This window comes from Mycobacterium sp. AZCC_0083 (assembly GCF_014202335.1).
Classification (GTDB): Bacteria; Actinomycetota; Actinomycetes; order Mycobacteriales; family Mycobacteriaceae; genus Mycobacterium.
Genome location: NZ_JACHGP010000010.1, coordinates 55,602 through 76,848, shown reverse-complemented (window position 1 = coordinate 76,848; position 21,247 = coordinate 55,602). Strand labels below are relative to the sequence as shown.

The window sequence follows — 21,247 nt, the reverse complement described above, 5'->3', positions numbered from 1 at the left end:
CCAACCCCAAAGCGCCCCAGAACGAATGGACCGATGAAGGATGGGGCCGATGGAGCTGCCCGTCATGCCACCCGTCTCGCCGATGCTGGCGAAATCGGTGCCGTCGATCCCGCCCGGTGCCTGGTACGAGCCGAAGTGGGACGGCTTCCGATCGATCTGCTTCAGGGACGGGGACGCCGTCGAACTCGGCAGCCGCAACGAGCGGCCGCTGACCCGGTACTTTCCCGAGGTGGTCGCGGCGGCCATCGCAGAACTGCCGGACAGGTGCGTCATCGACGGGGAGATCGTCGTTCCCACCGCGCACGGTCTGGACTTCGAGGCGCTGCAACAGCGCATCCACCCGGCCGACAGCCGCGTGCGGATGCTCGCCGAAAAGACACCGGCGTCGTTCATTGCATTCGACGTGCTCGCCCTCGGCGACGACGACTACACCGCTCGGCCGTTCAGCGAACGCCGCGCCGCCCTTGTCGACGCGTTGGCCGAGTCGGGCCCGTCGTTCCACGTGACTCCGCTGACCACGGATCTCGTCACGGCCCAGAGATGGTTCTCCGAGTTCGAGGGCGCTGGCCTGGACGGGGTGATCGCCAAACCGCCGACTGTCACCTATCAGCCGGACAAGCGCGTCATGTTCAAGATCAAGCACGTGCGCACCGCCGACTGCGTGGTCGCGGGTTACCGGGTGCACAAGTCCAGCGATGAAGCGATCGGCTCACTGCTGCTGGGCCTGTACAACGACGACGGCGCGCTCGCATCGGTCGGTGTCATCGGGGCGTTTCCGATGGCCACCCGGCAAAGCCTGTTCGCCGAGCTTCAGCCGTTGGTCACGACGTTCGACGGCCACCCGTGGAACTGGGCCGGGCGCGTTGCGGCGCAACGAACACCGCGCAAGAACGACGGCTCGCGCTGGAACGCCGGGAAGGATCTGTCGTTCACACCGTTGCGACCGGAGCGCGTCGTCGAGGTCCGTTATGACCACATGGAAGGCGAAAGGTTCCGTCACACAGCGCAATTCAACCGCTGGCGCCCCGACCGCGACCCTCGCTCGTGCAGCTACGCCCAACTCGAGCAGCCGGTCACCTTCAGCCTCGGAGACATCGTTCCCGGTCTGGGCTGAGCGATGGGTTCTATGGTGTGGTCTGTGTCTCGAATGTCCGGTCGTCCCGTAGACGCCTCGCCGTGGTCGCCGCGGGAGGCTGAATTCCTCGCGGTCACGTTGCAGCTGTTGCAGCAAAACGGCTACGACCGGTTGACGTTGGATGCGGTCGCGACGACGGCCCAGGCCAGCAAGGCAACGGTGTACCGACGCTGGCCGACGAAGGCCGAGTTGGTATTGGCCGCGTTCATCGAGGGCGTCCGTCAGTCGGCCGTCCCGCCCGATACCGGCACATTGCGGGGAGACCTGCTAGGCCTCGGGGACATCATCCTGGAGCAAACCCACCGGCACTCAGGCACACTCCGCGCGGTACTGGTGGAGGTTTCGAACAACCCCGCGCTCAACGAAGCGATGCAGCACGAGTTCGTCGATCAGCGAAGGGCCTTGCTCCGGTACGTCCTGCAGCAGGCCGTCAACCGCGGAGAGATCGACGGCGCCGCCATCAGCGACGAGCTGTGGGACGTGCTGCCGGGCTACCTGATCTTCCGGTCCATCATCCAGAACCGGCCGCCGAGCACGGACACCGTGCGAGCCCTGGTCGACGAGGTCCTGATCCCCTCCCTGACCCGACGAATCGGCTAACCGGCACCCCGATCCGATGTCCGCGACGGGCGGCTTTGCGCAGCTCAAGTGCCAGAAGTCAAGACTTGCAGTGACCAGTCCCGTACCGTACCGTTCCGCTAGATAGTTAGTCTCGCTCCGCAGTGCCGCGAGCGAGCCAGCGCCGGTGCGTTCGGGGTGGCCGGTTGTCGAAAGGTCAGGGGTTGAAGCGGTTCTCGATCGGCAGCCTGGTCAGGCGACGATGGATGGTGCTGGTCGCCGTGCTGGTGGTCGCGGTCACGTCGTTTGCGGTGTATCGACTCAACGGCGTCTTCGGCACCAACAACACCGTGTCGCGGCCAGCCGCGGATTCGCTGGAGAACTCCGACTACAACCCCAAGCGCGTCCTGTTCGAAGTGTTCGGGTCGCCCGGGTCCACGGCCACCATCAACTTCCTGGACAAAGACGCCCAGCCTCAGCGCGTCGACAACGTGCCCCTGCCCTGGGCGCACCCGCTGACGACGACCGACCCGACGCTCTTCGCCGACCTTCGCGCTCAAGGTGACGGAAGCACGATCGGTTGCCGCATCACGGTGAACGGCATCGTCAAGGACGAAAGGTCCACCAACAACGTGAATGGCTACATCGCCTGCCTGGACAAGTCCGCATGAGCGAGCACCGCGTGGAAGAGCCCGTCGAGGCTGAGGCGGTTCAGGGTTCGTTCATGGCGCGCAACATCCGTCGGTTCGCCGTGCCGATCATGATCATCTGGGTCGGAATCGCTGCGTTCACCAACGTCTTCGCCCCGCAGTTGGAGGTGGTCGGAGCGGCACATTCGGTGTCGATGAACGCGCCCGATTCTCCGTCGATCATGGCGATGAGGCACATCGGCAAGGTCTTCAACGAGTACGACTCCGACAGCGCTGCCATGGTCGTGCTCGAGGGCGACCAGGCTCTCGGTGCCGATGCCCACCGTTACTACGACGACCTGGTCAAGCGAATCGGCCAGGACACCAAGCACGTTCAGCACATTCAGGACTTCTGGGGAGATCCACTCACGGCGGGTGGCTCACAGAGCAAGGACGGCAAAGCCGCTCTGGTTCAGGTGTATCTGGCTGGCAATCAGGGCGAGGCGTTGTCCAACGAGTCCGTCGACGCCCTCCGCGACATCGTGAACCACTCCACGCCACCGCCCGGCGTCAAGGCCTACGTCACCGGCGCCGCACCGCTGATCACCGACAACTTCGAGGTCGGCAGCAAGGGCACCGAAAAGGTCACCATCATCACCTTCGTGGTGATCGCGGTGATGCTGCTGATCGTCTATCGCTCGATCGTCACGACTCTCATCGTCCTGGTTACGGTCCTCGTCGAGTTGTCCGCCGCCCGTGGCGTTGTCGCCTTCCTGGCGAATCAGGGGGTCATCGGCCTTTCGACCTACTCGACGAATCTGCTCACGCTGTTGGCGATAGCCGCGGGCACCGACTACGCGATATTCGTCGTCGGCCGCTATCACGAAGCGCGTTCGGCCGGTGAGGAACGAGAAGCGGCGTTCTACACCATGTTCCGGGGAACCGTGCACGTGATCGTCGGCTCGGGATTGACCATTGCGGGGGCCGTGTTCTGCCTCTACTTCACCCGGCTGCCCTACTTCCAGACCCTTGGGGTGCCCGCCGCCATCGGAGTCCTCGTCGCGCTGACCGCCGCGCTCACCCTGGGGCCCGCGGTGCTGGTGGCGGCCAGCCACTTCGGGCTGATGGATCCCAAACGCAGACTGCGCACCCGCGGTTGGCGCCGCATCGGCACGGCCATCGTGCGGTGGCCCGGCCCCATACTCATGGTGACGATCGCGCTGGCCCTGATCGGTCTTCTCGCCCTGCCCGGCTACAAGACCAGTTACGACGCCCGTCCGTATCTGCCTGCGGATGCGCCTGCCAACGTCGGATATGCGGCGGCCGAACGCCACTTCTCCGAGGCGAGGCTGAATCCCGAACTGTTGATGATCGAGACCGATCACGACATGCGAAACCCTGCGGACATGCTCATCCTCGAACGGGTGGCCAAGGCGGTTCTGCACACCCCAGGCATCTCGCTGGTGCAATCGATCACGCGGCCACTCGGCGCGCCGATCACGCACAGCTCCATACCGTTTCAGATCAGCGCGAGCAGTGCCAGCCAGATCATGAACCTGCCGTACCAGCAAGCGCGGGCCCAGGATCTAATGAAGCAGGCCACCGACATCAACAACACGATCGACATCCTGAAACAGCAGTTGACGTTGCAGCAGGCCAGCGCCGACGCCACCAACGAGCAGACCCAGGCGTTCCACGACACCGTCACGATCGTCAACGACCTGCGTGACAAGCTCGCCAACTTCGACGACTTCTTCCGGCCCCTGCGCAACTACTTCTACTGGGAGCCGCACTGTTTCGACATCCCCTCCTGCGCGGCATTGAGGTCGGTGTTCGACGCCCTCGACGGCATCAGCCAACTCAGCGATCAGTTCACGAACATCACTGCGAGCCTGGACAAGCTCAATGCCCTCCAGCCGAAACTCGTCGCACTGTTGCCTCCACAGCTGGCGATTCAGCAGCGCAACCGCGACCTCATCCTGTCCAACTTCGCCACCACGAACGGCACCAACACGCAGTCTCAAGAGGCGCTCGAAAACGCCACCGCGATGGGGCAAGCCTTCGACCAGGCGAAGAACGACGACTCCTTCTATCTGCCGCCGGAAGCCTTCGACAATCCCGAATTCAAACGCGGCCTGAAGCTGTTCCTCTCGGCAGACGGTCACGCTGCCCGCATGACCATCACCCACGAGGGCAAACCCGCGACCCCCGAGGGGATCTCGCACATCGATGCGCTCAAGAACTCGGCGTTCGATGCGATCAAGGCGACCCCGTTGGCGGATGCCAAGATCTATGTCGCTGGAACCGCGGCGACGTACAAGGACATTCGAGATGGAGCCAAGTACGACCTGTTGATCGCGGCGATGGCCGCGCTCAGCCTCATCCTGCTCATCATGATGTTCATCACGCGCAGCTTGGTGGCTGCCATCGTCATCGTCGGCACCGTCGCGCTGTCGCTGGGCGCATCCTTCGGGCTGTCCGTGCTGGTTTGGCAGTACATCTTCGGCATCCAGCTGTACTGGATCGTGCTCGCACTGGCCGTCATCCTGCTGCTTGCGGTGGGTGCCGACTACAACCTGCTGTTGATATCCCGGTTCAAGGAAGAGATACACGCCGGACTAAAGACCGGCACCATCCGCGCGATGGCGGGCACCGGCGGTGTCGTCACCGCTGCCGGATTGGTGTTCGCCGCCACCATGTCCTCGTTCGTGTTCAGCGATCTGATAATCCTCGGCCAGATCGGCACCACGATCGGCCTCGGGTTGATGTTCGACACGTTGATCGTGCGGTCGTTCATGACACCGGCCATTGCGACCCTGCTCGGACGCTGGTTCTGGTGGCCGCAGATCGTGCGTACCCGCCCGGCCAGCCAGATGCTGCGCCCCTATGGCCCACGCCGCGCGGTGCGCGATCTGCTCGAGCGGGAACCGAACGACAAGTTCGTCAGCCCCGACTAACGCTCGCTCGCGTAGAGGTGCACCAGCCCCGAGGCGACGGCGAACCGCGGACCGTGCACGCCGTCGATGTTGGCGCGTCCCACGGCGATCGGTATCGAGCGCAGTGATTCGCCGACGGTTCGGAGTAGTTCGTCGTCGAGTGCTCCTCCCCCGGCCAGCACCAGTGCGGTGGGGGGTGCGTCGACGGCCAACATGGCGCGGGCGATGTTCGCCGCGACCGTCTCCTGCTTGATCGCCAGACGCAGGCTGCGCCACTCCTCGGCGGCCAGCTTGTTGGAGAACGGCACCAGGCCGGCACTTCCCCGCGTACACAGCCTGCCGATCGCGTCGGCCGGGGCGGGGCTGTCCAGGAACAACCGCCTGCCGTCCTCCTCGTGTGCGACGTGCGGACCCTCCACCCGCAGAGCAGGTGTTCGCTTCACCCGCTCGGCAAGGGCGCGGGGGATGCCGAGCACCCGTGCGACGGCGGTGGTGATCGCCTCCCCCGCACCCGCCGCCGTCACCGTGCAACCCGCGCCCACCAGATCGATTGTGCCCCCGCCGATATCGCACACGACGGCGTCGGGCGGCAACCCCGGCGTCGTGCGCGCACCGACCGCCGCCGCCTCGGGCTCGGTCGCGATGGTGCGGGTCGGACGTCCGGTCAGGGCCTGCAGGGTGTCCGCCGCGTCGGCGACGTGATCGGCAGCGAGCAGCGCGACGACGGTGCCTCGCGTGTCGGCGACGCCGCGTCGCAGCCACGCCCCGTTGTCGATCGACGCTAGGTCGGTGAAGAAGGCGTCGTCGACCGCGATTCCCTCCTCCGCGGTGGGAATGGAGCGCAGTCGCACCGAGACCACGTTGCCCGGTGGTTCCAGCCGGAGCACGCTGTGTGCCTGTGCGGGTGTGTACCGCACCAGCTGGCCGTCGGCGGTGCAGTCGACGTAGTCGTCGTCGACGGCGGGCGGATCGGGCGGCCCGATCCGGCGGGTCACGGCGATCGCGGGGGAATCCGCCAGCTCGCGGGTGAATTCGCCGACATGCTGGATCTGGTCGTGGCCGAGTTCCAGGGCGAAGCAGAGCGCTATCGGGTCTGCCATCGCCCGGTAGGCGCGGCCTTCCGGCACGACCTCCACCGCGACCAGCACCCCTGGTTCGAGTCCGTCCAGGTCGACCTCGTCGACGACGGGAACGTCGATGGGAATCCGGTTGCGGATGAGCACGGCGTCGTCCTGCGCGGCGATCACGCCGACGACGTCCCAGCCGCGGTCGACCGCCGCAGATATCTCCCGTGCGGCGACCTCGAAGTCGGTGACGGCATCGACGGAAACTATTGCCGGACCGGTCATCACGTCGCCGGCGAGGTTTACGAGGGGTACGTGCCTGCCGACGCCAGAACCCGTTCCGGCCGGCGTGTTGGCACCGGGTCGCCGGAGGCTGCGCACCGGCGATCTCGGCGAGGACGGTGGTGCCAGCGGCGCCGTCGCGGTATCCACGGGGCGAAGCGCGGACAGCAGCAGTTCGTCGGCCGCGACGCCGGTCTCGACCTCCATCTTGTGCAGCAGCGCCGCCGCGCCCTCCAGCGATTCCTTCGAGCCCTTGCGCCCTCGCGTCGGCACGTGGTCGTGGGCGATCTGCTCGACGGTTCCCCTGCCGACCCGTGCCAGCACGATCTCGGTGGTGTGGTTGCCGACGTCTACCCCGGCGACCACGACCGAAAGGTCGGTCACCGCAACAGACCTCGCCTGGCGTACACCACGGCGGCCTGACCGACGAGTTCCGCGCACCGACTCGCGCCCCGGCCCTCCAGCGACACTCGCAGCGCCTCCAACTGCTCGGCGGAGGAGCGGTGCGGCCGCAGTGCCTCGTACAGGCCCATCACCTCTTCGTCGTCCATGGTCGCGAGTTCGGCTGCGCGCAGGAAGTTCTCGGCCAACTGCGGGTTGCCGCCGGACTCGGCGACGGACGCCTGGTGCGCCAACGTTGCGGGCTTCATCCGGAGATCGGACAGCCGCAGTTTGCCGTCGAGTGCGTTCTCGACGGTGAACTGGTCCTCGGTGGTCACCGCGTCACCCGGACCGTGATCGGCGCCTCGCCTGGCTGGCAGGACTCCCGCTCGAGCGCGACGAGCGCGACGGCGTGGGCGTGGTACCGCGCGGAGATCGACTCGTCGGTGCCACCGGTGAAGATCGGCACGGGAGCCATCCCCTTCGCGTGCCTTGCCGCGTTGCGGCCGAGGTCACGGTACATCTGCGCGGTCAGCAGCGGAGCTACGCTGAACAGCTCCAGATTGGCCAACGGCGCAAGATCACGACGATGGATCAGTGCGGTTCCCTTGCCCTGCAACCCGATTCCGATCCCCGAGCCGGACAACCGAGCCGCGGTCAGCCCGATCAGGCCGACGTCGATGGTCGAGCGGATGCGGACCAGCCGCGGTACACAGCCTTCCTCCTCGAGCCCAGCCGAGATCTGTCGCAGCACCTCCCCGACCGTGAGTCCGCACAGCGACAGCCACACCGTGCGCCCCAACGCCGGGGACAACCCGATGCACACCTCGCGCGGATCGCTGCCCTGACGGGCGGTCTCGACATCGGTGAACGTGACGTGGTCCCGGTGCTCGGCTTGGTCAGCGGTGAGTTCGGTAGCCGTCCGCTCCTGCCGGATCCCGTCGATCTCGGCGCGACGCTCTGCGGTCAGCGCGTAGCCGCTGCCGGGACCCGTGTAGTCATTCGGGTCGGTGATCTTCGACAGCACCCGGAAGTTCTCGTCGAAGATCGCCGAGGTCTGCAGTTGGTCGCCTCGCAAGCGCTCCCTGGTCAGCCGCATGATGGCCTCGGCTTCTTCGTCGAAACCGGTGCGCTTCAGCGAGGCGATCACGTCGAACACGGTCAGCTGCTTGGCCTCGATCGCGGTGGCCGCCTCCGCGACGGCCTTCGGGTCACCCGGCGGGATGTCCCGAGACCCGTTGGCCACCACCACTGCATCGATTCGGTCGTCGGTGTAGTCCGCGAGGCCCAGGTCGCGGTACACCGCGGCGACGGCGGTGGCGCCGCGACGCCGGACCCGGGCGAGATGCTCGGGCGATACGGTGCGCAGGCCCCCGTCGACGGCCCAGTCCCGCTGCAGCACCAGGAAGTCGTCCATGTCGTCGGAGTTGAAGTTGGACAGCGCGAATGCGTTGTCGTAGCGCGGGATCGACCCGAAACCCGAGAAGATGAAGTCCGCTCCCGCAAGCAGGACGGGCAGGGTGTGGGCGCTGCGGCGGATGTCGGACTCGGAGATGAGATTGTCGTTGCCCGCGCAGGATTCCAGGTCACGCATCATGACCATCAGGTTCTCGGCGAGCAGCTCCTTCATCCCCTCCGGCACCGAGGCCACCACGCCGACGCCGTCGATGCCGCCGTTCTGCACGCCCTGAGACCCCAGCGCACGCGCCAACGAGACGCACCGGGATTCCAGGTACAGGATCGAACACTTCTCGGCGGCGCCCATCAGCACCTCGGCGCCGCCGCCGCTGGTGACCCGCATCTTCAGGCCACGCGACGCGTAGGCGGAGGTGAGAATGGCCTTGCTGAACGGGGTGTCGTCACCGTCGACGAACACCTGCTCGGTGCCGTAGAGCGAGATCGTCTCGGCGTAGCTGGTCAGCCCACGCAGCCCGAGCCGCAACTCCAGCGCCTCCTCGATGGAGCACTGGGCCATCGCCCCTGGGACTCCCACCTGGCTGCCGATGAGCAGCGCGACCGCGTTCGACGGCGCGTCGCCCAGCACGGGGACCGTCGTCTCGACCTCTCGGAATCCGTAGGCGACCGCACTTGCCGCGTCGGCGGCGATGAGCAACGGATCGTCGAGCTGATTCGTCACGTGCGCCTGGTTGCTCGGCATGCGCCGCGCCCGCATCTTGGACATCGCCATCTGCATCTCGACGGGCGACATCACCGCCATCACCCTTGCGAGCTTTGCGGGCGTGGTGCCACCGATGAGCCGCACCACCTCAGCACGAGGCACGTTGACGTCGACGGCCATGCGCGCCAGCGTCACGTCGTCGAGCGCCATGGCCTCCTGCGCGACGTCGAGATCCAATCCGTACCGCGCAACGAACTCGTCGATCACGTCGAAGTCGGCGGCGGGCTTGCCGTCGAGCTCGATGACGGCCCCGTCGCGGATCACCAGTGACGGCTCGGGATCGTACGGGCTGTGCATCGCGACCAGCCCGAGCTCCGGGTTGGCGACGCTGAAACCGTCGAGGTTGACCGGCTTGGCGTTCAGGACACGGAAGCGGCCTAGCGGACGCGAAGAGCAATCAGGCCCGAGCTCATCCACCGACGAGCCTCCTAATCGCGAATCTCGGCATCCTCGTACATGACCCGGCCAATCAGGTCGTAGCGGCGAGGATCACGGAACTTGAAGTACAGCGCCATCGCGGCCCCAAGTACGAAGAGCCCGACCACGATCCACGGCGTCAGCTTGAACAGCAGCGTGCCCGACGCCGCGCCGGCCGCGGTGTCCTTGTGCACCCACAGCAAGTACACCACGTAGAGCATGCCGATGCCGCCGAGGAGTGGAGCGAGGAACGTCTTGAACCAGTGCGCACTGGACGGGTGGTTCTTGTGGAAGTGGAAGTAGGCGATCACCGCGAACGCACAGAGCGACTGCACGATCAGGATCGCCATGGTGCCGAGGATCGCCAGCAACCCGTAAAGGTGTACGTACGGATCCATGCCCGCGAAGAAGAACGCCAGGATCAGCACCAGCGTGATGCCGGTCTGGACGAACGACGCGATGTAGGGCGAGCCGTGCTTGTGGTGGGTCGAGCCGAGCGTCTTCTGCAGACCGGATGACAGACCCTCGCGGCCCATGGCGTAGAGGTAGCGCGACGCACAGTTGTGGAATGCCATGCCGCACGCGAACGACCCCGTCACCAGCAGCAGCTTGAACAGGGTGATGGCCCAGCTTCCGTAGGTGCTCTGCACCGGATCGAAGAAGATGTTGCCAGCCGTCGCCGGATCCTGCGCGAGCTCAACGGACTTCTGCGGTCCCGTGCCCGCGATCGCCATCCATGAGACGAAGACGTAGAAGATGCCGACGCCGAGCACGCTGATCATGGTGGCGCGCGGGATGATCCGCTTGGGATCCTTGGACTCCTCGCCGTACATCGCCGTCGACTCGAAGCCGACCCACGACCAGAATGCGAAGAAGAGCCCGATCCCTGCGCTCGCTCCGGCGATCCCTGCCGCGGGAGTGAACGCCCCGACGGGGTTGAGCGTCTCGGCCACCGCGAAGCCCTGGGGACCGCCGCCCTTGAACAGCACCGACAGGGCGCCGAGCGACAGCATGGCGATCTCGGTCACCAGGAAGACGCCGAGCACCTTCGCGGCGAGGTTCACGTCGAAGTACGTCAGGATGCAGTTCAGCGTGAGCATCAGGATCGCGGGCACCAGCCAGGGCACATCGATGGCGAACTGTGTCGCGGCGAAATCCCGGAAGAAATAGCTGAAGATGCCGATCAACGAACCCTCGAACACGATGTAGGCCATCGTGATGATCACGCCGCTGCCGAAGCCCACGACGCGGCCCAATCCGTGGGAGATGTAGCCGTAGAACGCGCCGGTCGCGGTGATGTGCTTGGCCATGGTCGCGTAGCCGATGGCGAACAGCCCAAGCACCACGGTGGCGACGACGTAACCGGCAGGCGCGTGCGAACCGTTTCCGAAACCCACCGCGATCGGCACGTTGCCGACCATTGCCGTGATGGGGGCCGCGGTGGCCACCGCCATGAAGATGACGGAGAGGGTGCCGATGGCGTTGCGTTTGAGGTGCTGGACGTTCTGATTGGAGCTCTCTGGTGGTGAGACAACTTGATCGGTCATCTGTGGAGATACCTTCCAGCCATGGGGTCGGGGCCGTTGCGGTCTGGCTTTGTGGCCTGGCTTTGTGGCCTGGCTTTGTGGCCTGGGCCACACAACGAACTTTCGTATATTGGCACTACCAATTACTCAGCGCAAGAGGTTCTGCAACCATTGACAGAAATGGTCCACCTTTTTTAGGGTGGGGTGCCTCGCGGCACAACGTCATCAAGATCTGGGGAGCCTCGTGTACGACTACGGCACATTTTCGTTCGAGTCCAAGGCGCAGGTGCTCGAGCAGGCGAAGAAGTATTGGAATCCGGACAAGACGCAGTTCTGGACCGACGCAGGCGTCGACCTCGTCATCGACCGCAGGGAGGGCTACCTCCTGTGGGACATGGACGGCAGGCGCCTCATCGACATGCACCTCAACGGCGGCACCTACAACCTCGGGCACCGCAATCCGGAAGTGATGCAAGCGCTCATCGACGGCATGCAGTACTTCGACATGGGCAACCACCATTTCCCCTCGGTCGCCCGCTCGGCGCTGGCGCAGCGGTTGGTCGAGTCCGCGCCGGCGTCGATCAGCAAGGTGGCCTTCGGATCCGGCGGCGGCGAAGCCATCGACATCGCGCTCAAGAGCGCAAGACACGCCACCCAACGGCGCAAGATCGTGTCGATCGTCAAGGCCTATCACGGCCACACCGGCCTGGCCGTCGCCTCAGGTGACGACCGGTTCTCCAAGCTGTTCCTCTCCGACCGGCCCGACGAGTTCATTCAGGTGCCGTTCGGCGACGTCGACGCGATGGATCGCGCGTTGTCCGGCGGCGACGTCGCGGCCGTCCTCATGGAGACCATTCCCGCCACGTACGGATTCCCGCTTCCCCCAACGGGTTACCTCGAGGCGGTCAAGGAGCTCACCGAGCGGTACGGCGCGCTCTACATCGCCGACGAGGTGCAGACCGGCCTGATGCGCACCGGCGAGATGTGGGGTATCACCAAGCACGGCATCGAACCGGACATCATGGTCACCGGCAAGGGGCTGTCCGGCGGGATGTACCCGATCGCGGCGGCGCTGCTCGGCGAGCGCGCCTCGCGGTGGCTGGACGAGGACGGCTTCGCGCACATGTCCACCTTCGGCGGAGCCGAACTCGGCTGCGTCGCCGCCATCAAGGCGCTGGAGATCACCAGCCGCCCCGAGGTCAGCGAGTCGGTGCACCAAATCGCCGCCGTGTTCGCCGACGGTCTGGCCCACATACAGGCCGACTACCCGGACTGGTTCGTCGGCATCCGGCAGAATGGCGTGGTGATCGGTCTGGAGTTCGACCACCCCGAAGGGGCCAAGTTCGTCATGCGCGAGCTCTACGAGAACGGTGTGTGGGCGATCTTCTCGACGCTGGATCCCCGTGTCCTGCAGTTCAAACCGGGCCTGCTGCTCAGCCGTGAGCTGTGCGACGACGTCTTGGACCGCATGGAGGTCGCCGTCGGCAAGTCCCGCACGGCCGCGACGGTACAGAGCTAGCCCTCGTGGACGAAACCTTCGTCGCCGACGACATCGACGTCGCCGAGCGGGCGCTCGCCGAATACGACCTGCCTTCGGATTCGACGCTGCGCCTGCTGAATCTCTCCGAGAACGCCACCTACGCGGTGGAGCACGCCGGTTCCGGCAAGCGGTCGATCCTGCGGGTGCACCGCAAGAACTACCACCGCGCGCACGAGATCGAGTCCGAACTCGACTGGCTCGCCGCGCTGCGGCGCGACAGCGACATCACCGTGCCCGTCGTGCTTCCTGCACACGACGGTCGGCGCCTCGTCACCGTCGACCACGACGGAACGCCGCGCCACGTCGTGCATTTCGAGATGGTGGCCGGGGTGGAACCCGACGAGCGGAACCTGACCGTCGAGGACTTCCACACGTTGGGCGCCATCACGGCAACGCTGCACGACCACGCGAAGGCGTGGTCCCGCCCGCCGGGCTGGGGCCGATTCTCCTGGGACTGGGAGCACAGCCTCGGCGATCACCCGCGCTGGGGCCGCTGGCAGGACGCCACCGGAGTTGGCGAGTCGGAGGCGCAGTCGATCGGCAGGGCTGCTCAACTGCTTCGGAAGCGCTTGGCGGAATACGGCTCGGGACCCGAGCGGTTCGGTCTGGTGCACGCCGATCTACGGGTGACCAACCTGCTCGTCGACGGACCGACCATCACGGTCATCGACTTCGACGACTGCGGACTCGGTTGGTACTTCTACGATTTCGGCGCGGCAGTGTCCTTCCTCGAAGACGATCCGGCGCTGCCTGAGTGGCAGGACTCCTGGCTGGCGGGTTACCGCGGCCGCAGCCCGATCAGCGCGGAGGACGAAGACATGCTGGCGTCGTTCGTGCTGCTGCGCCGACTGCTGTTGCTCGCCTGGATGGGAACGCACAGCCATAGCAAGGAATCCCGCACCAAGGCGATCACCTTCGCCGAAGGCAGTTGCACGCTCGCCGAGCGCTATCTCGGTTCCAACGGCCACACTCTGGCCTAACCCAAAGGACAAGAACATGTTCAGCTCGTTACACGGTAGATCCGCCATCGTCACCGGCGGCAGCAAGGGCATCGGCCGCGGCATCGCCGAAACCTTCGCTGCCGCAGGCGTCGACGTCCTCATCACCGGTCGCACCCAGGGCGACATCGACGCTGCCGTCGCCGCACTCGCGGGTGCACCCGGCACGGTGACCGGGGTGGCCGCCGACGTGACGAGCCAGGAGGACTGCCGCCGCGTGGTCGACACCGCGGTGCAACGGCACGGCGGGCTGGACATCGTGTGCGCCAACGCCGGCATCTTCCCGTCGGCCCGCATCGAGGACCTCACGCCCGAGAATCTCGAGGAGGTGCTCGGGGTCAACTTCAAGGGCACGGTGTACATCGTGCAGGCGGCGCTGTCGGCGTTGGCGGCCAGCGGGCACGGCCGGGTCGTCATCACGTCGTCGATCACGGGACCGATCACCGGCTACCCCGGTTGGTCGCACTATGGCGCCAGCAAGGCGGCGCAACTCGGTTTCCTGCGCACGGCAGCAATGGAGTTGGCACCGAAGAACATCACCATCAACGCGGTGCTCCCCGGCAACATCATCACCGAGGGCCTGGTCGAAATGGGCCAGGAGTACATGGACCAAATGGCCGCCGCCGTGCCCGCGGGACGGCTCGGCAGCGTGGCCGACATCGGCAATGCGGCGCTGTTCTTCGCCACCGACGAGGCCGCCTACATCACCGGTCAGTCCCTGGTCGTGGACGGTGGACAGATCCTGCCGGAGTCTCCTGCCGCGATCGCGGAGCAATAGCGGACCGCTCCCCTAGAATTGGGCCTACCAAATCGGAAGAGGGGGCAGACTCGTGTCAAAGCCGACCGAGGAACTGCGACGCCAGATCGTCGCCGACATCAATGCCGGCGCACCCGGTGCGAAGCTGGGCAGCGAACGCGATCTTGCCGAGCGCTACGCCACCAGTCGCTCCAGTTTGCGACAGGTCCTTGCGGCGTTGGAGGAGGCGGGTCTGGTCAATCGGGTGATCGGCCGGGCCGGCGGCATCTTCATCAGCCATGGCCAGATTCAACGCAGCCTGTCCGACGTCGTCGGCGTGCCCGCGTTCCTCGCCAGCCAGGGCTACGTCGCAGGAACCCGCGTGCTGTCCACCAAGATCAGCCCGCCGGACCGCACCGCGCAGAAGGCATTGCGTCTCGACGGAAGTGCCTTCATCATCGAGATCCAGCGTCTGCGACTGGCAGACGGATCGCCAATCTCGTTGGAGCTTGCGCAGTTTCCCGCCGACGCGTTTCCTGGATTGCTCGAGCAACAGCTCGGCGGGTCGATCTACCAAATCCTCGAGGACCTCTACGGTCTCGTCACCTCCCGCGCCGACGAGCGGATCGAGGCCGTCAATGCGACCCCCGACGAGGCGTCGTTGCTCGGCATCAAGCCCAAGTCGGCGCTGCTGCTGATCACCCGCGTCGCCTACGACCAAGGCGGAACACCGTGCGAGTTCTCCCGCGACCTGTTCCGGGCCGATCGCACGTGCCTGGCCGTCACAGTCCAGGGGCGCGGCATCGGGACTCACTCACCCGCCGGTACCGCGTCGGTCGCGCTGCAGAGCCAGGACGTCAAGGCCAGCTGAGTGCTGCGCGCCGAAAAGCGCTTGACCTCAACTGGGGTTGATGTTGAAGGCTTGGTGCATCCAACCGAGGAGGAACACCATGCGCCCCATTCGCGCCGATCTCTGGGAGACCCGCGTCGACAACCCCTACCCCGGGCTCACCACCCACGCCTACCTGTGGACCGGTGGCCACCACGGCAACGTGCTGTTCTACGGAACCCAGACCGACGCCGACTTCGACGATCTTGAGGCGCTCGGCGGAGTGGCCCACCAGTACCTGTCGCACCGGGACGAGGCAGGCCCGATGCTTGGCCAGGTCGCGGAACGCTTCGGGGCGCAATTGCATGCGCCCGCAGCCGAACTGGCCGAGATCGGGCAATACACCCACATCGACGTGCCGGTCGGCGGCAGGCACGTCGACGCCAACGGCATCGAGGTGATCCCCACGCCCGGCCATACCCCCGGCAGCACCTGCTACCTGGTCCCCGGCGTCAACGGCCAGAGCTACCTGTTCACCGGCGACACCATCGTGCTCGGACCCGACGGCAACTGGTCGGCCGGCTACATCCCACCGATCAGCGTCGCCGCACGGCTGGCGGACAGTCTGCGGACGCTCGCCGGGCTGAGGCCCGACCTGGTGATCTCCAGTGCGTTCCCCAGCGATACCGCGGTGCACGCGCCACGAGGACGTTGGTCGGAGTGCGTGCAGCAGGCCCGTACGCGGCTGGCGGCGGTGGCCTAGAGGCGCGCTAGATTTCCATGCATGACCCCCGCGGGCCGGTTCGCGCCAAGCCCGTCCGCCGATCTGCACATCGGCAATCTGCGGACGGCGGTGCTGGCGTGGCTGTTCGCGCGCTCGACGGGGCGCCGGTTCCTGGTGCGCGTCGAGGACCTCGACGACCGCACCTTCCCCGACGTGGCCGAGCGGCAACTGCGCGACATCGCCGCGATCGGGGTGACGTGTGACGCGCCGCCCGAGTTCCAGACCGCCCACGAACCCCGCTACGACGGGGTGATCGATGAGCTGACCGAACGCGGACTGACCTACGAATGCTTTTGCAGCAGACGGGATATCCTGCAGGCGCCGCGCGCCCCACATGCACCCGAGGGAGCGTATCCGGGAACGTGCCGCGATCTGAGCGACGACGAGCGCGCCACCCGACGCGCGGCGGGCCGGGCCCCCGCGCTGCGGTTGCGCGCCAGTATCGCCGACTACACGGTGATCGATCAGCTGCACGGCAGCTACACCGGCGTCGTCGACGATCTGGTGCTGCGCCGCGGCGACGGCGTGCCCGCCTACAACTTGGCGGTGGTGGTCGATGACGCGGCGCAGGGCGTCGATCAGGTGGTGCGGGGTGACGATCTGCTGTCGTCGTCTCCTCGGCAGGCCTACCTCGGCTCACTGCTCGGGTACCCGCAGCCGACGTACGCCCATGTACCGCTGGCGCTGAACGCCGAAGGAAAGCGGCTGGCGAAGCGCGACGGCGCCGTCACGCTGGCCGAACTCGGAATGGAGCAGGCGCTGTCGCTGATCGCTGGGTCGTTGGGCTTCGCCGCGATCACGGTCGACGGGATGCTCGCCGAGTTCGATCCGGCGGGCCTGCCACGAGAACCTTGGACTTACCGGCCCACCTGAGGAAAACCCTGTGTGTGTCGGGGTCGGGTTGGTACCTTCCGCCGGTGTTCGGATACTTCCGGCGGGCAATGCTCGCCGTCCTCATCGTCGCTGCGGTGATTCTCGGTTCGGCCGCCTGCGGGTCGCCGAACAAGACCGCCGACCCGATCAAGTCGGCCGGGGTGTTGCGCGTCGGCACCGAGGGCGTCTACTCGCCGTTCAGCTTTCACGATCCGGCCACCGGTGAACTCGTCGGCTACGACGTCGACGTCGCCAAGGCCGTCGGCCAGAAACTCGGTGTGAAGGTCGAATTCGTCGAGACGCCGTGGGACTCGATGTTCGCCGCGCTGGAGGCCGACCGCTTCGACATCGTGGCCAACCAGGTGACCATCAACCCCGAACGGCAGGGGAAGTACGACCTGTCGCAGCCCTACACCGTCGGTGAGGGCGTCATCGTCACGCGGGCGAACGACGACTCGATCAAGTCGCTGGCCGACATCAAGGGCAAGACCGCGGCGGAGAACGCCACGAGCAACTGGTCGGAGGTCGCACGCAAGGCCGGCGCCACCGTCGAGTCGGTCGAGGGCTTCAGCCAGGCCATCACGCTGCTCAACCAGGGCCGCGTCGACGTCGTCATCAACGACAGCATCGCCGTCTACGCCTACCTCGCAGAGACCGGCGACAAGTCCGTGAAGATCGCGGGCACCGTCGGTGAGAAGAGCGAGCAGGCCTTCGCCGCGCGGAAGAACAGCGGCACGCTACCCGAACTCGACAAGGCACTCGGCGAACTGCGTGCCGACGGAACGCTGGCCGCGATCTCGCAGAAGTACCTCAAGGCCGACGCAACGGGAACATCGCCGTCGACGCCGATCAGGACATCTGGAGTGTTGCGCGTGGGCACCGAGGGCACGTACTCGCCGTTCAGCTACCACGACCCGGCCACCGGCCAACTCGCCGGATACGACGTCGACGTGGCGAAGGCCATCGGCGAGAACCTCGGTGTGAAGGTCGAATTCGTCGAAACCCCATGGGATTCCATCTTCGCCGCGCTGGAGGCCAACCGCTTCGACATCGTCGCCAACGAGGTCACCATCACCCCGGAACGCCAGGGGAAGTACGACTTGTCCGAGCCGTACTCCGTTGGTGAGGGAGTGATCGTCACCAAGGCGGACAACGACTCGATCAAGTCGCTGGCGGATCTGAAGGGCAAGACCACCGCCCAGTCGATCACCAGCAACTGGGCGCAGGTCGCCCGCGACGCCGGGGCCAACGTGGAGTCGGTGGAGGGCTTCGCGCAGGCGATCACGCTGCTGAACCAGGGCCGCATCGATGCGACCGTCAACGACAGCATCGCGGTCTACGCCTACCTTGCCGAGACCGGTGACAAGACGATCAAGATCGCGGCAAAGACCGACGAGAAGAGCGAGCAAGCGCTCGCCGCACGCAAGGACAGCGGTTTTCTGCCTGAACTCAACGGCGCCATCGACGCACTTCGCGCTTCGGGGAAGCTTGCCGAGATCTCGCAGAAGTATCTGAAGGCGGATGCCACCGGCGCCCCGCAGGCTGGGCAGGCACAGCAGGCCCCTGGTGCCGGACAGACGCCGCCGCCGGTCCGCTCGGCATGGCAACTGATCCTGGACAACCTGTGGCCACTTGCCAAGGCCGCCCTCACCGCGACGATCCCGCTGACCATCATCAGCTTCATCATCGGCCTGGTCATCGCCCTTGCGGTGGCACTGGCCCGGCTCTCGCCGAACGTCATCCTGACCAACGTCGCGCGGTTCTACATCTCGATCATCCGCGGCACGCCGCTGCTGGTGCAGTTGTTCATCGTGTTCTACGCGCTACCGCAGCTCGGGGTGAAGATCGACCCGTTCCCCGCCGCGGTGATCGCGTTCAGCCTCAACGTCGGCGGTTACGGGGCGGAAATCATCCGCTCGGCGATCCAGAGCATCCCGAAGGGACAGTGGGAGGCCGCCGAGACGATTGGCTTCAATTACGTTGGCGCGCTTCGGCGAATCATCCTGCCGCAGGCGGCCCGGGTGGCGGTGCCACCGCTGTCGAACACCCTGATCTCGCTGGTCAAGGATACTTCGCTCGCCTCAACGATTTTGGTGACGGAGCTGTTGCGGCAGGCCCAGATCGTTGCGGCGCCGACGTTCGAGTTCTTCGCCCTGTACGGCACGGCGGCGGCGTACTACTGGGTGATCTGCCTGGTGTTGTCGTTCGGCCAGGGCCGCCTTGAACGCCGACTGGAAAGGTACATTGCGCGATGACTGAAACCAAGGACGAGGTCGAGCACCGCGTTGTCGCCGAGGGCGTCGAGAAGGCGTTCGGCGACAACAAGGTGCTCAAGGGCGTCTCGTTCACCGTCGAGCAGGGCACCGCGACCGCGATCATCGGCCCGTCCGGATCGGGCAAGACGACGCTGTTGCGGACGCTCAACGCGCTCGACAGGGCTGATGCAGGCGTGATCCGGGTGGACGACGTCGAGATCGACTTCTCCACGCCGACACCGAAACCCGAGGTGCGCAAGTTTCAGTCGCGCAGCGGATTCGTGTTCCAGGGGCACAACCTGTTCCCACACAAGACGGTGCTGCAGAACATCATCGAGGGTCCGGTCATCGTGCAGAAGCGGCCGAAGGACGAGGCCGTCGCCGAGGCAGTCGCACTGCTGGAGCAGGTCGGGCTGGCCGCCAAGCAGGACCAGTACCCGTTCCAGCTCTCCGGCGGTCAGCAGCAGCGTGTCGGCATCGCCAGGGCGCTGGCGCTCAAGCCGAAGCTGGTGCTGTTCGACGAGCCGACCTCGGCGCTGGATCCCGAGCTCGTCGGCGAGGTCCTCTCCGTCATCAAGGATCTGGCCGTCGAGGGCTGGACGCTGGTGATCGTCACGCACGAAATCCAGTTCGCCCGACAGGTTTCCAATCAGGTGCTGTTCACCGATCAGGGCATCATCCTGGAGAAGGGCCCACCCGCCGAGGTGATCGGCGACCCGAAGGAGGAGCGGACGCGCCAGTTCCTCCAGCGCATCCTCAACCCGCTGTAGGGCCCTGCATCACTCGACGGGAGAGCGGCCCTTCGACGCGCGCCCAGCGGCCGCCAGCAGCTCGTCGCGGAACTGCGGGTGCGCTATCGCCGCGAGTGCCTCGCCCCGCTCCTTGACGGTCAGGCCCTCCAGCTCTGCAACGCCGTACTCGGTGACGATCACGTCGACCTGATGCCGCGGCGTCGTGATCACCGCACCGGGACCGAACCACGGCACGATCCGCGACTGCAGCACTTCATCTTTGGAGAACGTCGACGGCAGGCAGATCAGCGAGCGGTCCGACAGCTCGAGCCCGGCTCCGGCCACGAAGTCCTCGGCGCCGCCGATCCCACTGAACTGGTTACCGGTGATCGTGTCGGCGACGACTTGACCGTAGACGTCGACTGCGAGTGCACCGTTGATCGAGACCATGTCGTCGTTGGAGCCGATCACCTCCGGTGAGTTGACGATCTCGACCGGCAGGAACGCGACGTCGGAGTTCTCGTCCAGCCAGGCATAGAGATCCGCCGAGCCGAACGCGAACGTCGTCACGCTGACACCGTCGTACTGGCCCTTGCGCGCGTTGCTGATCTTGCCTGCGCGATGCAGCTTCATGCAGCCGTCGGTGAACATCTCGCTGTGCAGTCCGTAATCTCCATCGTCACCGTCGGCGAGCAGCGTGGCGATCTGGTTGGGGATCGACCCGATCCCCGTCTGCAGCGTCGCCCCGGATGGGATGAAGGCGACGGCGTGCCGCGCGATCGCCCGGTCGACGTCGGTAGGCGCAGCGTCGCCACCTGGCAACGCGAGCGGCGCATCGGTGGAGCGCACCAGGACGTCGATCTCGGCGACGTGCAACGCATGCCGATCAGCACCGAGCCCGAAAGTCCTTGGGTAGGAATCCGATACCTCGACGACCAGCAGCCGCTGAGGGTCGGCGCCTGCGCGGCGCAACTCGCCGATCGTGCCGCCCGCGTGCAGCGACAGGGAGCACCAGCCGTCGGCGTCGGGCGGTGCCGCGACGGTCGCCATCACGCGCGGTGCCTGCCGCTCGAGCAGCGGCCCGAAGCGACGGAAGTCCGCCGGGGTGAATTCGATGTCGGCGCCCGCGCCCCGCAGCGCCCGCTCGAGCGGACCGAAGAAACCCGACAGGTAGTGCACGCCTTGGCGGGAGAACAGTTCGGTGAGAACCGCGAGCAGCGCGCCGTACACCCGCAGGTCCGTCCAGTCCTCGCGCTCACCCAGCGCGCGCACGAACGCCGGCGGCTGGCCTGGGCCGAGCGGAATCCCCAACGTGTCGGTGGGTTTGAGCAGCGCGGCGGCCTGCTCGGCGGTGAGCTCCTGCGGCATCCCGCGACCCTATCCTCCCCGCGACC

17 protein-coding genes are annotated in these 21,247 nt (G+C 66.3%); 12 read left to right on the top strand and 5 right to left on the bottom strand.

Features of this window, described 5'->3' with window-relative positions; all coding sequences use genetic code 11:
- The first annotated feature begins 49 nt into the window (after window positions 1-49).
- The 4 genes from HNP02_RS24505 (at window position 50) to HNP02_RS24490 (ending at window position 5,279) form a co-directional block, all read left to right on the top strand.
- The gene (locus HNP02_RS24505; protein ID WP_184443092.1) at window positions 50-1,114 is read left to right on the top strand and encodes an ATP-dependent DNA ligase; all 1,065 of its coding nucleotides are present in this window, start codon (window positions 50-52) and stop codon (window positions 1,112-1,114) included.
- Window positions 1,115-1,147: 33 nt separating this feature from the next.
- Complete coding sequence (locus tag HNP02_RS24500) at window positions 1,148-1,735, top strand: TetR/AcrR family transcriptional regulator (RefSeq protein WP_375373708.1); 588 nt, start codon at window positions 1,148-1,150, stop codon at window positions 1,733-1,735.
- A 224-nt stretch (window positions 1,736-1,959) separates the two neighbouring features.
- A complete protein-coding gene (locus tag HNP02_RS24495) occupies window positions 1,960-2,364 on the top strand; it encodes an MmpS family transport accessory protein (RefSeq protein ID WP_184443479.1) in 405 nt (134 codons plus the stop codon).
- On the top strand, window positions 2,361-5,279 hold the full coding sequence (locus HNP02_RS24490) for an MMPL family RND transporter (protein ID WP_184443090.1): 2,919 nt from the start codon (window positions 2,361-2,363) through the stop codon (window positions 5,277-5,279). The genes HNP02_RS24495 and HNP02_RS24490 overlap by 4 nt, the downstream gene beginning before the upstream one ends.
- On the opposite strand, the gene HNP02_RS24485 is transcribed toward HNP02_RS24490, so the two are convergent.
- From HNP02_RS24485 to HNP02_RS24470, 4 genes are all read right to left on the bottom strand, one after another.
- The gene (locus HNP02_RS24485) at window positions 5,276-6,988 is read right to left on the bottom strand and encodes a diol dehydratase reactivase ATPase-like domain-containing protein (RefSeq protein WP_184443089.1); all 1,713 of its coding nucleotides are present in this window, start codon (window positions 6,986-6,988) and stop codon (window positions 5,276-5,278) included. The two genes, HNP02_RS24490 and HNP02_RS24485, sit on opposite strands and share 4 nt — an antisense overlap.
- A complete protein-coding gene (locus HNP02_RS24480; RefSeq protein ID WP_255506927.1) occupies window positions 6,985-7,254 on the bottom strand; it encodes a diol dehydratase small subunit in 270 nt (89 codons plus the stop codon). The genes HNP02_RS24485 and HNP02_RS24480 overlap by 4 nt, the downstream gene beginning before the upstream one ends.
- A gap of 65 nt (window positions 7,255-7,319) precedes the next feature.
- Window positions 7,320-9,581 (bottom strand): propanediol/glycerol family dehydratase large subunit, encoded by a 2,262-nt coding sequence (locus tag HNP02_RS24475; protein ID WP_184443087.1) that lies wholly within the window; start codon window positions 9,579-9,581, stop codon window positions 7,320-7,322.
- An 11-nt stretch (window positions 9,582-9,592) separates the two neighbouring features.
- Window positions 9,593-11,128 carry an APC family permease gene (locus HNP02_RS24470; RefSeq protein ID WP_184443086.1) on the bottom strand — a complete coding sequence of 512 codons (1,536 nt, stop codon included), beginning with the start codon at window positions 11,126-11,128 and terminating at the stop codon, window positions 9,593-9,595.
- 223 nt (window positions 11,129-11,351) lie between these two features.
- Between HNP02_RS24470 and HNP02_RS24465 the strand changes: the two genes are divergently transcribed.
- The 8 genes from HNP02_RS24465 (at window position 11,352) to HNP02_RS24430 (ending at window position 19,892) form a co-directional block, all read left to right on the top strand.
- A complete protein-coding gene (locus HNP02_RS24465) occupies window positions 11,352-12,626 on the top strand; it encodes an aspartate aminotransferase family protein (protein WP_184443085.1) in 1,275 nt (424 codons plus the stop codon).
- 5 nt (window positions 12,627-12,631) lie between these two features.
- Window positions 12,632-13,627: a phosphotransferase gene (locus tag HNP02_RS24460; RefSeq protein ID WP_184443084.1), complete on the top strand. Its 996-nt coding sequence runs from the start codon at window positions 12,632-12,634 to the stop codon at window positions 13,625-13,627.
- A 16-nt stretch (window positions 13,628-13,643) separates the two neighbouring features.
- A complete protein-coding gene (fabG, locus tag HNP02_RS24455) occupies window positions 13,644-14,423 on the top strand; it encodes a 3-oxoacyl-ACP reductase FabG (RefSeq protein ID WP_184443083.1) in 780 nt (259 codons plus the stop codon).
- A gap of 52 nt (window positions 14,424-14,475) precedes the next feature.
- Window positions 14,476-15,252 carry a GntR family transcriptional regulator gene (locus tag HNP02_RS24450; RefSeq protein WP_184443082.1) on the top strand — a complete coding sequence of 259 codons (777 nt, stop codon included), beginning with the start codon at window positions 14,476-14,478 and terminating at the stop codon, window positions 15,250-15,252.
- A gap of 79 nt (window positions 15,253-15,331) precedes the next feature.
- Window positions 15,332-15,973: an MBL fold metallo-hydrolase gene (locus HNP02_RS24445; protein ID WP_184443081.1), complete on the top strand. Its 642-nt coding sequence runs from the start codon at window positions 15,332-15,334 to the stop codon at window positions 15,971-15,973.
- A 21-nt stretch (window positions 15,974-15,994) separates the two neighbouring features.
- Window positions 15,995-16,867, top strand: coding sequence for a tRNA glutamyl-Q(34) synthetase GluQRS (gene gluQRS / locus HNP02_RS24440; protein ID WP_184443080.1), 873 nt, complete (start codon window positions 15,995-15,997; stop codon window positions 16,865-16,867).
- Window positions 16,868-16,935: 68 nt separating this feature from the next.
- Window positions 16,936-19,122: an ABC transporter permease subunit gene (locus HNP02_RS24435; RefSeq protein ID WP_375373707.1), complete on the top strand. Its 2,187-nt coding sequence runs from the start codon at window positions 16,936-16,938 to the stop codon at window positions 19,120-19,122.
- Window positions 19,119-19,892 carry an amino acid ABC transporter ATP-binding protein gene (locus HNP02_RS24430; RefSeq protein ID WP_184443079.1) on the top strand — a complete coding sequence of 258 codons (774 nt, stop codon included), beginning with the start codon at window positions 19,119-19,121 and terminating at the stop codon, window positions 19,890-19,892. Before HNP02_RS24435 ends, HNP02_RS24430 begins: the two co-directional genes overlap by 4 nt.
- A 9-nt stretch (window positions 19,893-19,901) precedes the next feature.
- Here HNP02_RS24430 and HNP02_RS24425 read toward each other — a convergent pair whose 3' ends face one another.
- The gene (locus tag HNP02_RS24425) at window positions 19,902-21,221 is read right to left on the bottom strand and encodes an acetyl-CoA hydrolase/transferase family protein (protein WP_184443078.1); all 1,320 of its coding nucleotides are present in this window, start codon (window positions 21,219-21,221) and stop codon (window positions 19,902-19,904) included.
- Window positions 21,222-21,247 lie beyond the last annotated feature (26 nt).

What these genes read in the sequence shown, in the direction of transcription:
- HNP02_RS24505 (WP_184443092.1), top strand. Translation starts at nt 50, where the DNA reads ATGGAGCTGCCCGTCATGCCACCCGTCTCGCCGATGCTGGCGAAATCG.
- HNP02_RS24500 (WP_375373708.1), top strand. Translation starts at nt 1,148, where the DNA reads ATGTCCGGTCGTCCCGTAGACGCCTCGCCGTGGTCGCCGCGGGAGGCT.
- HNP02_RS24495 (WP_184443479.1), top strand. Translation starts at nt 1,960, where the DNA reads ATGGTGCTGGTCGCCGTGCTGGTGGTCGCGGTCACGTCGTTTGCGGTG.
- HNP02_RS24490 (WP_184443090.1), top strand. Translation starts at nt 2,361, where the DNA reads ATGAGCGAGCACCGCGTGGAAGAGCCCGTCGAGGCTGAGGCGGTTCAG.
- HNP02_RS24480 (WP_255506927.1), bottom strand. Translation starts at nt 7,254, where the DNA reads ATGAAGCCCGCAACGTTGGCGCACCAGGCGTCCGTCGCCGAGTCCGGC.
- HNP02_RS24470 (WP_184443086.1), bottom strand. Translation starts at nt 11,128, where the DNA reads ATGACCGATCAAGTTGTCTCACCACCAGAGAGCTCCAATCAGAACGTC.
- fabG (WP_184443083.1), top strand. Translation starts at nt 13,644, where the DNA reads ATGTTCAGCTCGTTACACGGTAGATCCGCCATCGTCACCGGCGGCAGC.
- HNP02_RS24445 (WP_184443081.1), top strand. Translation starts at nt 15,332, where the DNA reads ATGCGCCCCATTCGCGCCGATCTCTGGGAGACCCGCGTCGACAACCCC.
- gluQRS (WP_184443080.1), top strand. Translation starts at nt 15,995, where the DNA reads ATGACCCCCGCGGGCCGGTTCGCGCCAAGCCCGTCCGCCGATCTGCAC.
- HNP02_RS24435 (WP_375373707.1), top strand. Translation starts at nt 16,936, where the DNA reads ATGCTCGCCGTCCTCATCGTCGCTGCGGTGATTCTCGGTTCGGCCGCC.
- HNP02_RS24430 (WP_184443079.1), top strand. Translation starts at nt 19,119, where the DNA reads ATGACTGAAACCAAGGACGAGGTCGAGCACCGCGTTGTCGCCGAGGGC.
- HNP02_RS24425 (WP_184443078.1), bottom strand. Translation starts at nt 21,221, where the DNA reads ATGCCGCAGGAGCTCACCGCCGAGCAGGCCGCCGCGCTGCTCAAACCC.